This is a genomic window from Micromonospora aurantiaca ATCC 27029 (assembly GCF_000145235.1).
GTDB classification, from domain to species: Bacteria; Actinomycetota; Actinomycetes; order Mycobacteriales; family Micromonosporaceae; genus Micromonospora; species Micromonospora aurantiaca.
On record NC_014391.1, the window covers coordinates 3,826,672 to 3,839,478 of the forward strand.

12 protein-coding genes are annotated in these 12,807 nt (G+C 74.4%); 4 read left to right on the top strand and 8 right to left on the bottom strand.

Annotated features, from left to right (window positions below):
• Entirely contained in the window at positions 1-636 is a 636-nt protein-coding gene (locus MICAU_RS16995) for an RNA polymerase sigma factor (RefSeq protein WP_013286565.1), read from the bottom strand.
• A gap of 501 nt (positions 637-1,137) precedes the next feature.
• Between MICAU_RS16995 and MICAU_RS17000 the strand changes: the two genes are divergently transcribed.
• Positions 1,138-2,526 carry a serine/threonine-protein kinase gene (locus tag MICAU_RS17000; protein ID WP_013286566.1) on the top strand — a complete coding sequence of 463 codons (1,389 nt, stop codon included), beginning with the start codon at positions 1,138-1,140 and terminating at the stop codon, positions 2,524-2,526.
• A gap of 243 nt (positions 2,527-2,769) precedes the next feature.
• Here the strand turns inward: MICAU_RS17000 and MICAU_RS17005 are convergent, their stop codons facing one another.
• Complete coding sequence (locus MICAU_RS17005) at positions 2,770-3,465, bottom strand: DUF305 domain-containing protein (RefSeq protein ID WP_013286567.1); 696 nt, start codon at positions 3,463-3,465, stop codon at positions 2,770-2,772.
• 138 nt (positions 3,466-3,603) lie between these two features.
• On the opposite strand from MICAU_RS17005, the gene MICAU_RS17010 reads away from it, so the two are divergent.
• Together MICAU_RS17010 and MICAU_RS17015 are read left to right on the top strand one after the other, a co-directional pair.
• Complete coding sequence (locus MICAU_RS17010) at positions 3,604-5,055, top strand: LVIVD repeat-containing protein (protein WP_013286568.1); 1,452 nt, start codon at positions 3,604-3,606, stop codon at positions 5,053-5,055.
• Positions 5,056-5,134: 79 nt separating this feature from the next.
• Positions 5,135-5,755: an HD domain-containing protein gene (locus MICAU_RS17015; protein ID WP_013286569.1), complete on the top strand. Its 621-nt coding sequence runs from the start codon at positions 5,135-5,137 to the stop codon at positions 5,753-5,755.
• Positions 5,756-5,779: 24 nt separating this feature from the next.
• Here MICAU_RS17015 and MICAU_RS17020 read toward each other — a convergent pair whose 3' ends face one another.
• Together MICAU_RS17020 and MICAU_RS17025 are read right to left on the bottom strand one after the other, a co-directional pair.
• Positions 5,780-6,775: a carcinine hydrolase/isopenicillin-N N-acyltransferase family protein gene (locus tag MICAU_RS17020; RefSeq protein WP_013286570.1), complete on the bottom strand. Its 996-nt coding sequence runs from the start codon at positions 6,773-6,775 to the stop codon at positions 5,780-5,782.
• A gap of 48 nt (positions 6,776-6,823) precedes the next feature.
• Positions 6,824-7,297: a DUF1203 domain-containing protein gene (locus MICAU_RS17025; protein WP_013286571.1), complete on the bottom strand. Its 474-nt coding sequence runs from the start codon at positions 7,295-7,297 to the stop codon at positions 6,824-6,826.
• A gap of 122 nt (positions 7,298-7,419) precedes the next feature.
• Between MICAU_RS17025 and MICAU_RS17030 the strand changes: the two genes are divergently transcribed.
• Positions 7,420-8,295: a transglutaminase domain-containing protein gene (locus MICAU_RS17030; RefSeq protein WP_013286572.1), complete on the top strand. Its 876-nt coding sequence runs from the start codon at positions 7,420-7,422 to the stop codon at positions 8,293-8,295.
• A gap of 6 nt (positions 8,296-8,301) precedes the next feature.
• On the opposite strand, the gene MICAU_RS17035 is transcribed toward MICAU_RS17030, so the two are convergent.
• The 4 genes from MICAU_RS17035 to MICAU_RS17050 all read right to left on the bottom strand — a co-directional run bounded on the left by MICAU_RS17035 (position 8,302) and on the right by MICAU_RS17050 (position 12,774).
• Positions 8,302-9,912 carry an asparagine synthetase B family protein gene (locus tag MICAU_RS17035; protein WP_013286573.1) on the bottom strand — a complete coding sequence of 537 codons (1,611 nt, stop codon included), beginning with the start codon at positions 9,910-9,912 and terminating at the stop codon, positions 8,302-8,304.
• Between the two features lie 4 nt (positions 9,913-9,916).
• Positions 9,917-10,876 carry a hypothetical protein gene (locus MICAU_RS17040; protein ID WP_013286574.1) on the bottom strand — a complete coding sequence of 320 codons (960 nt, stop codon included), beginning with the start codon at positions 10,874-10,876 and terminating at the stop codon, positions 9,917-9,919.
• Positions 10,877-10,978: 102 nt separating this feature from the next.
• Positions 10,979-11,773: an isocitrate lyase/PEP mutase family protein gene (locus tag MICAU_RS17045; protein ID WP_013286575.1), complete on the bottom strand. Its 795-nt coding sequence runs from the start codon at positions 11,771-11,773 to the stop codon at positions 10,979-10,981.
• Positions 11,770-12,774, bottom strand: coding sequence for a cytochrome P450 (locus tag MICAU_RS17050; protein WP_244879613.1), 1,005 nt, complete (start codon positions 12,772-12,774; stop codon positions 11,770-11,772). The genes MICAU_RS17045 and MICAU_RS17050 overlap by 4 nt, the downstream gene beginning before the upstream one ends.
• Between the last annotated feature and the right edge of the window lie 33 nt (positions 12,775-12,807).

Genomic DNA, 12,807 nt, shown 5'->3' on the forward strand with positions numbered 1-12,807 from the left:
TCAGCCCTCCGCCGGCTCGGCCTCGGGCGCGTGCGGCACCTGGCGGTCGGTACGGGGACGCGACGCGACGGCGTCCCGGGTGTCGTCCGGCGCGGCCTGCGCCGCCGAGCGCTCCAGCATCGCGGCCAGCCGGCGCAGGCCCCGGTGCGCGGCGGTACGGACCGCGCCGGCCCGCCGGCCCAGCACCCGCCCGGCGGTCTCCGCGTCCAGGCCGATGACGGCCCGCAGCATCACCGCCTCGGCCTCGGCCGGTGGCAGCGTACGGATCAGCGCCAGCGCGCTCTCGGTGGCGATGGCCTCACCGGCCCGGTCGGCGGTGTCGACGTCGGCGGCCAGGTCGTTGAGCGCCTGCACGGGCACCGGCACGGAGGGACGCCGCCGCTGCCGGCGCAGGTGGTCCATGGCCCGGTTGCGGGCGATCGTGACCACCCAGGCGCGGAACTCGCCACCGGTGAACGACGGCAGGTCGCGCGAGATCTGGAGCCACGCCTCCGAGGCCACGTCCTCGGCGTCCGCGCCGACGAGCGCGGTCAGGTAACGCAGCAGCGCGGGCTGCAGGCTGCGGTAGAGGAACCGGAACGCCTCCTCGTCGCCCGCCTGCGCCCCGGCGACCGCCTCGTTCAGTTCGGCCGTCACGCGCGCCGCCCCACCCGGATGACGGCCCGGAGCCGGGCGTCAACGGGTGCCAGTGACCACACCGCCATCCGCACTCGGCCCCCCGGTGAGCTGATCGGGCACCCGCACGAGGGTGCGGTGCGCCGTGGAAACTGCCGCGCGCAGCACGGGCGTCGGCGGGACATACCGTACCGGCGTCCGGGGGCGGCCGGGAGTCGGGCCGACGCCGGGGCGGGCGGGATGCGTCGGCAAGCCTCCGCACGGCGGAGAAACAGAGAGAAATGTCTACCTGCGCCACCGGCGTGTCGGGGTAACACCGACGGCGGGCGTGACGCTCCCCGGATCGGACCCCCGCCGGTACGGCGGGCCGGGAGCGCGGGGGCGCGTCGCTTTCTGGCCGATCGTACCGGGTCGATCACGATCAGCCGATCGGCGTCCCGGGTGCCGGACACCCGGCCGAACGGCCGGCCGGACCGGCCGCCGATATCGCGGGAAATACTTCAGGCCTGCTGTGGGTACGGTATGGGGGTGCTGTCCTCAGACGTCGTACTCAGCGGTCGGTACCGCCTTGATGACCGTGTCGCCACCGGCGGCATGGGCGACGTCTGGCGTGCCACAGACCTTGTCCTCGGTCGCCCGGTCGCGGTGAAGGTCCTGCTTCCCGCCCTGGTGTCCGACCCCGACTTCATCGCCCGGTTCCGTTCCGAGGCCCGGATCATGGCCTCCCTGCGCCACCCCGGCGTGGTGCAGGTCTTCGACTGCGGTGAGGACGACCTGCCCAGCGGCGGCCGGGCCGACTACCTGGTGATGGAGTTCGTCGCCGGTGAGCCGCTGTCGCGGCGGATCGAGACCGCCGGGTGCCTCGAGGTCGCCGAGACCATGTCGATCGTGGCCCAAGTGGCGCAGGCCCTGCACGCGGCGCACGGCCGGGGCATCGTCCACCGGGACGTGAAGCCGAGCAACCTGCTCGTGCAGGACGACGGCACCGTGGTCCTGGTCGACTTCGGGGTGGCCCGCTCGACCAACGTCACGAGCATCACCAGCACGAACGCGGTGCCCGGCACCGCCCTCTACATGGCGCCGGAGCAGGCCGCCGGGCGGCCCGTCTCGGGCGCCACCGACGTGTACGCGCTCGGCGCCGTCGCGTACTGCTGCCTCACCGGCAGCCCGCCGTTCACCGGCGACAACCCGCTCCAGGTGGCCGTACGCCATCTCGACGACGAGCCGCCGGAGCTGCCGGCGGAGATCCCGGCGTCGGTGCGGGAGCTGGTGTCGCGGGCGCTGGCCAAGGATCCGGCCGACCGCTACCCGAGCGCGGCGGCGATGGCCGACGCGGCGCGGGCCGCGCGTACCGACTCGCCGACCGCGACGGTGGCGCTGCGCGGTGCGGCGGGCCAGGCGCGGTCGCGGGACGACCAGCCGGCGGTCCGCCCGGGTGCCGCGGTGGCGACGTCGCGGCGGCGGGGCCGGCGCGGCACGCTCGTCGGTGCGCTGGGCGCGGTGCTGGTGGCGATGGGCGCGCTGGGCGCGCTCGTGGCCGCCGCGAACGACACGGCCGAACCGGCCACGAAGATCGACAAGACGGCGCCCGCGGTGGCGCCGAGCGATCCGGCCGCGGAGCCGGTCGCCGACGAGCCGTCGGCGGACGACGAGTACACCTACCGCCCGGTCGGTCCGGGCGGCCGGCCGTCGGCCACACCCTCGGTGACGCCGAGTTCCTCCCCGACCCCGTCGGCGCAGCCGAGCGTGACGGACGAGCCGGCCCCGTCGGCCGAGCCGAGCAGCACGCCGTCCAGCGCGCCCACGACGACGGCACCCACCACGCCGCCCGCGCCGGACCCGACCACCGCCGACCCGGGCACCGGCACCGGCGGCGGTGACACCGGCGGACAGCCGGCCACGCAGCCCTGACCCACGCACCCACGAGCCGGCCCCGCCCACGGCGGAGCCGGCTCGTCCGTGTCCGGGCGGCGGTGCTCAGTCCGCGCCGAGCGCCCGGTCTGCCCGGCGAGGTACCCGGACAGCGCGAAGAACACGACGAGCCCGCAGACGGCCGCGTCGAACGCGACACCCCGCAGCGGAGGACCGAGGATCAGGCGGTTCACGATCCCCCAGCCTAGGCCCGCCCTTGTGCCCTCCCCCGTTCGCTCCAGGTCAGGGGGTCAGGAGGGCCTGCATACGGGTGATCTCGGCGGACTGCTCGACCGCCACCGAGGTGGCGAACTCCTGCATCGGCTGGTCGACGCCGACCTTCAGCAGGTCGGTGGACATGACGATCGCGCCCCGGTGGTGGTCGGACATCATCTGCACGAACAGCCTGTCGAACGCCGCGCCGCGGGCGTCGGCGAGCCGCCGCATCGCCTCGGCGGACTGCATCCCGCGCATGCTGCCGTGGTCGTGCCCGGGCACGTCGGCGGGCAGGTCGCGGGTGCTGAGCCAGGCGCGCAGCAGGCCGACCTCCGGGCCCTGTGCGGCGCGGATCCGCTCGGCCACGGCACGGATCCGCGCGTCGGCGGCGCGCTCGGGCGCGAGCGATGCCATCTCCAGGGCCTGCTCGTGGTGCGGGATCATCATCCGGACGTACCAGACGTCGAGGCTGTTCCACCGCGGCGTGGTGGCGCCCCGGACCTGCTCGGCGGGGCGGGTCGCGGCGGGCTCCCCCGGGCGTCCCGGGACCACCACCGGCGGCGCCGACGCGGCGGCGCTCGCGCTCGGCGCGGCCGCCGCGGCGGTTCCGGCAGCCTCCGGGGTACGGGCGTCCTCGCGCCCGGTCAGCGCGAGCGCCCCGACCACGACGAGGGTCACCAGTGCTGTGACGCCCACCCACACGCGCGCCTGCCGGCTGGTCATACGACGCCTCCTCCGGTCAAGGTGACAGCGATCCTATCCATAGACGAAAGTTCCCCAGTGTGACCCAGGTCACATTGATGGCCGTCTCCAATAGGTAAGGTGTGGCGAATCATGACCCCCTTTCGAAGGGTGTTGCCGATGATCAACATCCGCACGTCTCGTATCCGGATCGTCAGCCTGGCCGCCGCCGGCCTGCTGCTCGCCGGCGTCGTCACCGCGCCGCCGAGCAGCGCCCAGGAGATCCCCCGCGCCCAGGCCGCGCCGGCCACCGTGGACAACGCCGTCCCCGGTGTCGACGAGATCTCCAGCAGCCCCAACCTGCGCCAGGTGGCGAACCTGCCGAAGCAGGCGCCGTTCGACACCACGGCCGCCCTCGGCACCGACATCGCCTTCCAGGGGCGGTACGCGTTCGTCGGCAACTACGACGGGTTCGTCGTCTACGACGTCTCCCGCCCGAGCCGCCCGGCGATCGTGTCCCAGGTGCTCTGCCCCGGCTCACAGAACGACATCTCGGTCCACGGCAACCTGCTGTTCCTGTCGACCGACTCCTCCCGCAGCGACGACTCCTGCGCCAGCACCAGCCAGCCGGCGTCGGTGAAGGAGTCCTGGGAGGGCATCAAGATCTTCGACATCCGGGACAAGCGCAACCCGCGCTACATCAAGTCGGTGGAGACGGCGTGCGGCTCGCACACCCACACGCTGGTGCCCGGCAAGGACAAGCGGAACGTCTACCTGTACGTCTCCTCGTACAGCCCGCGGGCCGAGTTCCCGGACTGCCAGCCGCCGCACGACTCCATCTCCATCGTCAAGGTGCCGGTGAAGAACCCCACCACGGCCTCCGTGGTCGCCACGCCGAACCTCTTCCCGGACGGCGGCTACCCGGGCATCCCGGGCCAGTCGTCGGCCACCACCGGCTGCCACGACATCACCGCGTACCCGTCGAAGGACCTGGCCGCGGGCGCCTGCATGGGTGACGGCGTCCTGCTGGACATCAAGAACCGCGAGGCGCCCCGGGTGATCGAGCGGGTCACCGACGCGGAGAACTTCGCGTTCTGGCACTCGGCCACGTTCAACAACGCCGGCACCAAGGTCGTCTTCACCGACGAGCTGGGCGGCGGTGGCGCGGCCACCTGCAACGAGGTGGTCGGCCCGAACCGCGGCGCGGACGCCATCTACGACATCACCGGCCGCGGTGACGCCCGCAAGCTGGAGTTCCGCAGCTACTACAAGATCCCCCGCGTCAACGCGGACACGGAGAACTGCGTGGCCCACAACGGCTCGCTGATCCCGGTGCCCGGCCGCGACATCATGGTCCAGGCGTGGTACCAGGGCGGCATCTCGGTGTGGGACTTCACCGACTCGCGCAAGCCCAAGGAGATCGCCTACTGGGAGCGCGGGCCGCTGGACGCCTCGCAGCTGCGTACCGGCGGGTCCTGGTCGGCCTACTGGTACAACGGCCACATCTACTCCAGCGACATCCAGAAGGGACTGGACGTGCTGGAGCTGCGTGACCCGCGCACCTGGCTGGCGCAGTTCCTGCTGGTGCCCGAGCTGAACGTGCAGACGCAGGCCGGTTACCTGAGCTGGTGACCCGCTGACCGTGGCCGGGCCCGGCGTTCCCCTCACGGGGGCGCCGGGCCCGGTGCTGTCCCGGGAGGGAAACGGACACATGCCGGTGACGATCGACGACCGGACGGCGGTGCCGAGCGACGCCCGGATCCGGGCTCTGCACGAACGGCTCGCGCCGTCCCGGGAGGCGTTGCACCTCGTCTGGACGCACTGCCGGATCGTGTGCGACATCGCCGGACAACTGCTCGACAGCAGCGGTGCGGACGCGGACGCCGCCCTCGTGCGGGCCGGCAGCCTGCTCCACGACATCGGGGTCTACCGCCTCTACGACGAGGCCGGGCGGCTCGACGAGCGGAACTACGTACGGCACGGCGTGCTGGGCCACGCGCTGGCACGGGAGGCAGGGCTGCCCGAGGTGATCGCCCGGTTCTGCTCCCGTCACACCGGCGTCGGCATCACCCGGGCGGACGTGCGCCGGCAGGGCCTGCCGATCCCGGCCGCCGACTACACGGCCGTCACCGCCGAGGAACACCTCGTGATGTACGCCGACAAGTTCCACAGCAAGACCACGCCACCGGCGTTCGTCTCCGCCGCCTCCTACGCGGTCGCCGTGCGGCGCTTCGGCCCGGACAAGGTCGACCGGTTCGCGGCACTCGTCGAGCGGTTCGGCGAGCCGGACCTGCCCACGCTCGCCGCCAGGTATCGACAGCCGATCGTCTGAGGGGGCGCGGCGCCGCAGCCGTGGTCAGTCGCTCATCGGCAGCCGGTAGTCGCGGGTGCCGCCGCCCGCCGTGACCACCCGCACCTCGCCGCTGCGCAGCCCGTACGTCACCGACCAGCGGGTGTGCGACTGGCGTACCGCGTTCAGCAGCCGCAGCGCACCGGCCGCGTCCACCACCCCGCCGGTACGGTCGAGTTCCTTCGCCAGCACCCCGTACCTGTGGTCCTGGCGCAGTTCCCGGTCCGGCACGCCGACGGCGGGCACGTTCGTCAGCGCCTGCCACGGGCCCTGCCGCCGGTCCACGGTGAGCTTCCCGTCGACGAACTCCACCACAGCGGACGCGCCCGTCGCGTCGGCCAGCAGGTAGTGCAGCGGCGGCCCGCCGTCGAAGTCGAGGTTGTAACGCCGGAACACGGCGACCGCATCGTCCACAGTGGCGGCCGAGTCGAGCACCAGGCGCAGGATGCGCACCGAGCCGACCTTCGGCAGGCCGGGCACCGGCTCGGCGCGGGCCCCGTCGTCGGCGGCCAGCCCGACCGCGAGACCCCGCTCGTTCATGCCGTCGAACGGCAGCAGCGGCGCGTCCAGCAGCCGCCGGTCCCCGGTCGGGTCGGCGGACACGCCCAGGTAGGAGATGTCGACGAGGGAGATCGAGGCGTACCCGTCCGGCGGGTCGGTGCGCAGCACCAGCGCGGGATTGGGCTCCCAGTCGAAGTTGCGGGCGAACAGCGGCCGGTCCCGGTCGGCCAGCGCGGCGAACAGCGAGCAGCCGAACGGGCTCGGCGGCGTGGACCCGGCCAGCCCGGCGGTCGGGTCGTAGTCGCCGTCGTACGTCATCTCGTACATCGGCAGGTCGTCGATCTTGCGGAGGCTGGCCAGGGTCCGCTCGACCTGCGCCGGGTCCTGCCGGGACGCGGTCGGTGAGCCGGCCGCGGCCGGTGGGCCGGACCGGCGGCTCTCCCCGCAGGCCGTGGCGAGCAGGAGCAGCGCGAGCCCGCCGGCGATGAGGGTCCTCCGCATGACTGCGACGCTAGAAGAGGCGTCCGCCGATGTCCATCCGGGACTCGGTCAACTCCGCACGATCGCGAACATCCAGCAGCCGTACACCACGTTGCGGCTGTGCAGCTGGTCCACCGCCGGGTCGGCGAACAGCTCCGCGATCACCGCCTCCGGGTCGCCGCCGTCGTGTCGCCGTCCGCCCACGATGCGGCCCCGGCTGTCGTACGCGCGCAGCACCTGCTCCCGTCCGCGCCACTGCGACGGGTACGCCGTCACGTCGTCCGGGCCGGCGCAGCCGGCGGCGTGTGCGAACACCGGCCCCACCTCCCGGTACGGGCCCGGCGGCAGCGGCGGGGCGTACCCGAACAACAGCAGCTCCTCGTCCGGCCGGGCGTCGCGCAGGCAGCAGCGCAGCGGCTCGCCGCCGGTGGCGCGCCGGTGCTCGGGCGGCTGCCCGGTGGCGTCGCGGCCGGTGCGACGCAGCTCGGCGAGCGTCCCGGCGGGCAGTGGGCGGATCAGAAACGCGGTACGGGTGGTCGTCACGGTCCCAGCCTGGCGCGGCCCGGACCGCGGCGCTGGCGGTGATCGGACCTGGCGTTCGGGTACCGCGAAAATGCGCACCGAGCGGGCACCCGCGGGCCGCATCCGGCGCCGACAATGACCGGATGGACGTCGACGACTACCGGACCCACTCCCCGTACAGCGATCCCCGCCACCACGCGGCGCTGCTCGACGCCGTTCCCGCCGACCTGCCCACCGTCGCGGCGACCGCCCGCAACGTGATCGTCCACTACCGCGCCGGTGGCGTGGAGCTGCCGGACGTCCGCCGGGCCGAGGTGAACCTGCGCTGGCTGGACCGCATCCTCGACACCGACCAGTCCCGGTTCCCGCTGCCGCTGACCGCCGAACGCCCGGCCGTCGAGCGGGTCGCCGGCTGCTGCCGGGACCACACGCTGCTCACCGTCGCGGCGCTGCGCCAGCACGGGATCCCGGCCCGCAGCCGGATCGGGTTCGTGAGCTACTTCTCCCCGGACTGGCACCACGACCACGTGCTCGCGGAGTGGTGGGACGGCGAACGCTGGGTCTGGTCCGACCCGGAGCTGGACCCGGCCGTCGAGCGGCCGTTCGACGGCTACGACATCGACCCGGAGGCGGGGCACTTCGACTCGGCGGCCCGGGTGTGGCTGGCGTACCGGGCGGGCCGGATCGACCCCGGCACCTACGGCGTGGACCCGTCGCTGCCGATCCGGGGCGACTGGCTCGTCCACGACTACGTGCTGCTGGAGCTGGCCCACCGGCACAAGGACGAGGTGCTGCTCTGGGACGGGTTCGGTGCGATGACCGAGGATCTGACCGGTGCCGACCTCACGCTCGTCGACGAGGTCGCCGCGCTGCTGGTGGCAGCCGACCGCGGCGACGCCGCCGCCGGGCGGGAGCTGGCCCGGCGGTACGCCTCGGACGCCCGGTTGCGTCCGGGCCCGACTGTGCACTGCGTCGACCCGGTCTCCGGCATGGCCGCCGACGTGGACCTGCGACGCTGACCGGGCTCACCCGGGCAGGGGCGCCTCGTCGCCTCGGGTGCGGCGCGGGTTGACCAGCCGGCGGACCATCGGGGCGGCGTTCCAGCGGGCCGCGCCGACCAGGTCCCGGGCGTGTTCCAGCACCGTGTAGTCGGGCCGGGCGATGCCCTCGGCGATGGCCCGGTCGAGGTCGTTGCCGCAGCGGGTGAGCACGCTGTCGAAGTCCCGGCGGACCGGTTCCAGAAGGTCGTAGCCGAAGGAGCGGTGCAGCCGGGCGAACAGCGGCTTGTAGAGGCGGGCCCGCTCGTGCAGCCCGGACGAGTACGACATCGGGTTCTTCGGCCGCTGCCGGACGTAGGAGGGCAGCACGTCCGCGAAGGCCCGCCGGACGACCCACTTCTCCTGCCCGTCGCGCAGTTTGACGTCCAGCGGCAGCCGCATGGCCAGCTCGACGACGCTGAGGTCGAGGAACGGCACCCGGGCCTCCACGCCGTGCGCCATGCTGGCCCGGTCCACCCGTTGCAGCTCGGTCCGGCACAGGTTGCGGATCTTGTGGAGGAACAGGCGACGGGACCGCTCCGGGCCGACCCGGTGGTACATCGGGTACCCGCCGAACAGCTCGTCCGAGCCGTCGCCGGTGAGCACCACCCGGACGCCCAGCTCGCGCAGCCGCCGGAAGATCGGCACCGAGACGACCGCGTTGATGATGTCGCCGTACTCGGTCAGCTCGGAGACCCGGATCGCCTCGCGCACGTCGGCGAGCCGGATGTCGCGGGGCCGTAGCTCGATCACCTCGTGCGGTACGCCGAGGTCGGCGGCGAGCCGCCGGGCGTACGCGACGTCCGGGCTCTCCGGCACGCCGATGGTGACCGCCACGCAGTCCGGGTGCAGTTCCCGGGCGTGCAGCAGCGCCAGTGAGCTGTCCAGACCGCCGGAGAGCACCACGCCGACGGTGAGGTCGGTGTCCAGCCGGGCGCGCATGGCGTCGGTGAGCGCGACGCGGACCAGCAGGGCCGCCTCGTCCGGGTCGTCGATCACCGGCAGGCCGTCGCCGAGGGTGAGCAGATCGACGTGCGGACCGACCCGGACCGGGCGGCCGGGCTCGACCCAGCCGTGGTGCCCGGGCGCCACCTCGCCGATCGGCGCGCCGTGTCCGACCAGCGCCTTGACCTCGGAGGCGAGGTGCAGGCAGCCGGGCAGGCGGGACCAGTAGAGCGGCTTGACGCCGAGCGGGTCGCGGGCCAGGTACGTCCGGCCGGTGTCGCGCTCGACGATCACGAACGCGTACTCGCCGCGCAGCCGGCGGACCGCGTTCTCGCCCCACTGGCGGAACGCGGTGAGCACCACCTCGGTGTCGCCGGTGGTGCGGAACCGGTGCCCGAGCCGGGTCAGCTCGGCGCGCAGCTCGTGGTGGTTGAAGATCTCGCCGTTGAAGCAGAGCAGGTGCCGCTCGTCCGGCGACATCCACGGCTGGACGGACCGTTCCCGGTCCACGATCCTCAGCCGCCGTACGCCGGCGAGCAGGCCGTTCTCCTGCCGGGTCTCGGTGACCTCACCGCGCGGCGCGAGCGCGACGAGCATCCGCCGGAAGGTGGCCGGATCCGCCTCGGGGCCGATGCTCAGCGCGATGCCGCACACCGGGTCACACCCCCATCTCGGACTCGTACGCCCGCCGGTACCGGCGACGGGCGGCCGGGGCGAGACACACGTGCCAGGCCTGTCCCTCGTCGACCACGTTCACCTCGCCGGCGTCCTGGCGGGCCAGCAGCAGCCCGGCGAGCGCCGGGCGGGCGCCGAAGCGGTCGTACCACTCCAGTTCGACGTCGGCGGCCCAGCCGAGGCAGTGCCCGCTGGGCACCATCGCGGCGTACCCGAGGCGGCGCAGCCGGTACTGGTGCTCGGCGCTGCGGGCCAGGCTGGTCACCCAGAGCGGCGGCGTGCCGTCCGGCGCGACGGCCGTGAACTCCCGGGCCAGGTCGTTGAGGAACGCGATCATCTCGCGGCGGGCCCGGCGGAACAGCAGCCCGGCGGTACGCGGGGTGGCGTCCGGGCGCACCCGTCGCCGCACCGCCCGCAGCCCGCGTCCCACCACTGTGGCGGGCTGTTCCTGGTAGCGGAACTCGATCAGGCCGCGGCGGCGCAGCCACTCCAGGTCGACCAGTTCGGTGCTGGTGCGGACCTGGTCGTCGGTGAGGAACGTCGGGCTGTCCCGCCACCAGAGCACATCGACGCGGGAGAGCAGGTAGATGCGGACCAGCGCGGTGAGGTCCTGCGCCGAGCTGCGCGCGTTGGGCTGGTAGCGGGCCATCTCCAGCAGCAGCGTCTCCCGGGCGCCGATCAGGCCCTGCGGCGTGGCGTCGAGGACGGCGGCGATGGCCGGTTCGCGCAGCCGCTGGTCGAGCAGCAACTGGCGGGCGGTGGTGGACGGCGCGTCGGCGAGCGCGCCCACCTCGACCAGGAGTTCCGCCACCGCCGCCCGGTACGCGGACAGGTCCGGCTCGGTGCCGGCGCGCCGGCCACCGGCGGGCACCCGCCGGGCGGGAGCGGTGGACGTGACGGCGGGACCGGGCTGGCGACCGGGGCTGCGGCTGGGCACTCGCATGGTCTCCGTCCCCTCTCGGTCAGGACACGGCGTGATTGGGCCTGCACACACCGTAATGAGCCGAGAGGGCGGCAATCGCCCCATCTCCCCCGATGCGCCCGATCAGGTGGCGGACGGTGGCACCAGCGCCTGCACCTCCTCGTACGTGGGCGGTGCCGGCAGGCCCGCGTCGCGCCCGGCGCCGATCGCGTCGGTCAGGCGCAGCGCCGTTCCGAGGGCCGCCCGGAACAGCAGTGAGCCGGTGCTGACCCGGGCCACGCCGAGCCGTCCGAGGGCGGCCAGGTCCGGGCCGCCCGGCCGGTACAGCACGTTGAGCGGCAACCCCGCCTCGGCGGCGAGCACACCGACCAGTTCGTCGGGCGCGCCCGGCACGAACAGGCAGTCGGCCCCGGCGGCCCGGAACAGCGCCGCCCGCCGCCGCGCCTCGTCCAGCGGCGACGGCACGCCCAGCCACCACGCGTCGGTGCGGGCGTTGACGAAGATCTGCGGTACGGCGGCGCGGACCGCCGCGATCACGGCGGCGACGTGCTCCGCCGGGGCCAGGCGCCCGTCCGGGCGGCCGTCCTCCACGTTCACGCCGACCACGCCGAGCGCGGCCAGCTCGCCGACGAAGCGCGCCACCTCCGCCGGGTCGTCGTGGAAGCCGTCCTCGACGTCCACAGTCAGCAGCGCCGGCAGGTTCCGCAGCCGGTACGCCAGCTCCAGCGTCTCGGTGCGGGTGGCGCGGACCGCGTCCGGCCGCCCGGCCGCCGCCGCCACGCCCAGGCTCGTCGTGCCGATCGCCTGATGTCCCCGGGCGGCGAGCGCCGCGGCGGAGGCGTGGTCCCAGGCGTTCGGCAGGAGCAACGGGTCGCCGGGCCGGTGCAGCTCCCGGAACGCGCGGTACCGGTCGGTCATCGCAGGATCACCTCGAGTCGGGTCGTCGGAACGTCAGGAGTCGGGCGGGCGGGACGGCAGCGGCGGCGCAGCACGCCGACCACGCCAGCGGCCAGGGCGAGCGCGTGCCGCTGCCCGGGGCAGCCGCGGGGACCGGCGCCGAACGTCAGCGCGGCGTTCGCCCGGCTGGCGCGGAAGCGGTCCGGCTCCGGGAAGGCCGCCGGGTCGCGGTTGGCGGCGTCGAACCGCAGCAGCAGCCGCTCCCCCGCGCGCACCGGTTGGCCGCCCAGGCTCAGCGGGTCGGCGGCGACCCGGCGGGTGACCCGTACCGGCGGGTCGAGGCGCAGCACCTCGGCGAGCAGCGCGTCGGTCCCGAGCCCGTCCGGCGCGGCGAGCCCGTGCCGGACGGCGGCCACGATCAGCCCGGCGGTGGCGTCGGCGGCCTGCACCAGCAGCCCGAGCCGGTTCGCTGTCACCTCGGCCGGAGCGGGCGGCGACATGGCCAGCAGCGCCGCCACCGCCCGGTCCGCCCGCCGCACCGCCGCCGGTTCGGCGCCCGGGTGGTAGGCGGCGGCCACCGCCGTCACCTCCGCGACGGCCGCCGCCGGGTCGGCCAGGCCGAGCCGCTCCGCCAGCACCACGAGGGGTACGCGCCGAGCCAGGTCACCGGTCACGTCCACCCGGTCACCGCCGTTGTCCCCGGTCGCGGCGCGGTCGAGGATCCGCCCGGTGAGCCGTTCCGCGGCCACACGCAGTTCCCGCGGGTCGAGGGGGTCGAGCGCCGCCACCCCGACGGCTCGCCGCGCGGCATGCCGGTCCGGCGGACTGAACCGGCTCACCGAGGCGCGCAGCCATGCCAGGCCGCCCTCCGGCGCCTGCTCGGCGGGCGGCACCACGCAGCGGGGATCAGTCAGGACGGAGACGACGTCCGCGTACCGGGTGACCACCCAGCCGCCGTCGTCCGAGGTCGGCGGCCCGCAGGGCGGTGTGCCCGGAGCAGCCGTGATCGTCGGTGAATCCATCGTCCGACCGTAGGGCGCCGACAGTTCGGCCCG

Excerpts from the sequence above, each read along its gene's own strand:
- MICAU_RS17005 (WP_013286567.1), bottom strand. The coding sequence starts at position 3,465 with ATGACCAGCCGGCAGGCGCGCGTGTGGGTGGGCGTCACAGCACTGGTG.
- MICAU_RS17030 (WP_013286572.1), top strand. The coding sequence starts at position 7,420 with ATGGACGTCGACGACTACCGGACCCACTCCCCGTACAGCGATCCCCGC.
- MICAU_RS17045 (WP_013286575.1), bottom strand. The coding sequence starts at position 11,773 with ATGACCGACCGGTACCGCGCGTTCCGGGAGCTGCACCGGCCCGGCGAC.
- MICAU_RS17015 (WP_013286569.1), top strand. The coding sequence starts at position 5,135 with ATGCCGGTGACGATCGACGACCGGACGGCGGTGCCGAGCGACGCCCGG.
- MICAU_RS17010 (WP_013286568.1), top strand. The coding sequence starts at position 3,604 with ATGATCAACATCCGCACGTCTCGTATCCGGATCGTCAGCCTGGCCGCC.
- MICAU_RS17040 (WP_013286574.1), bottom strand. The coding sequence starts at position 10,876 with ATGCGAGTGCCCAGCCGCAGCCCCGGTCGCCAGCCCGGTCCCGCCGTC.
- MICAU_RS17000 (WP_013286566.1), top strand. The coding sequence starts at position 1,138 with ATGGGGGTGCTGTCCTCAGACGTCGTACTCAGCGGTCGGTACCGCCTT.
- MICAU_RS17020 (WP_013286570.1), bottom strand. The coding sequence starts at position 6,775 with ATGCGGAGGACCCTCATCGCCGGCGGGCTCGCGCTGCTCCTGCTCGCC.
- MICAU_RS17050 (WP_244879613.1), bottom strand. The coding sequence starts at position 12,774 with ATGGATTCACCGACGATCACGGCTGCTCCGGGCACACCGCCCTGCGGG.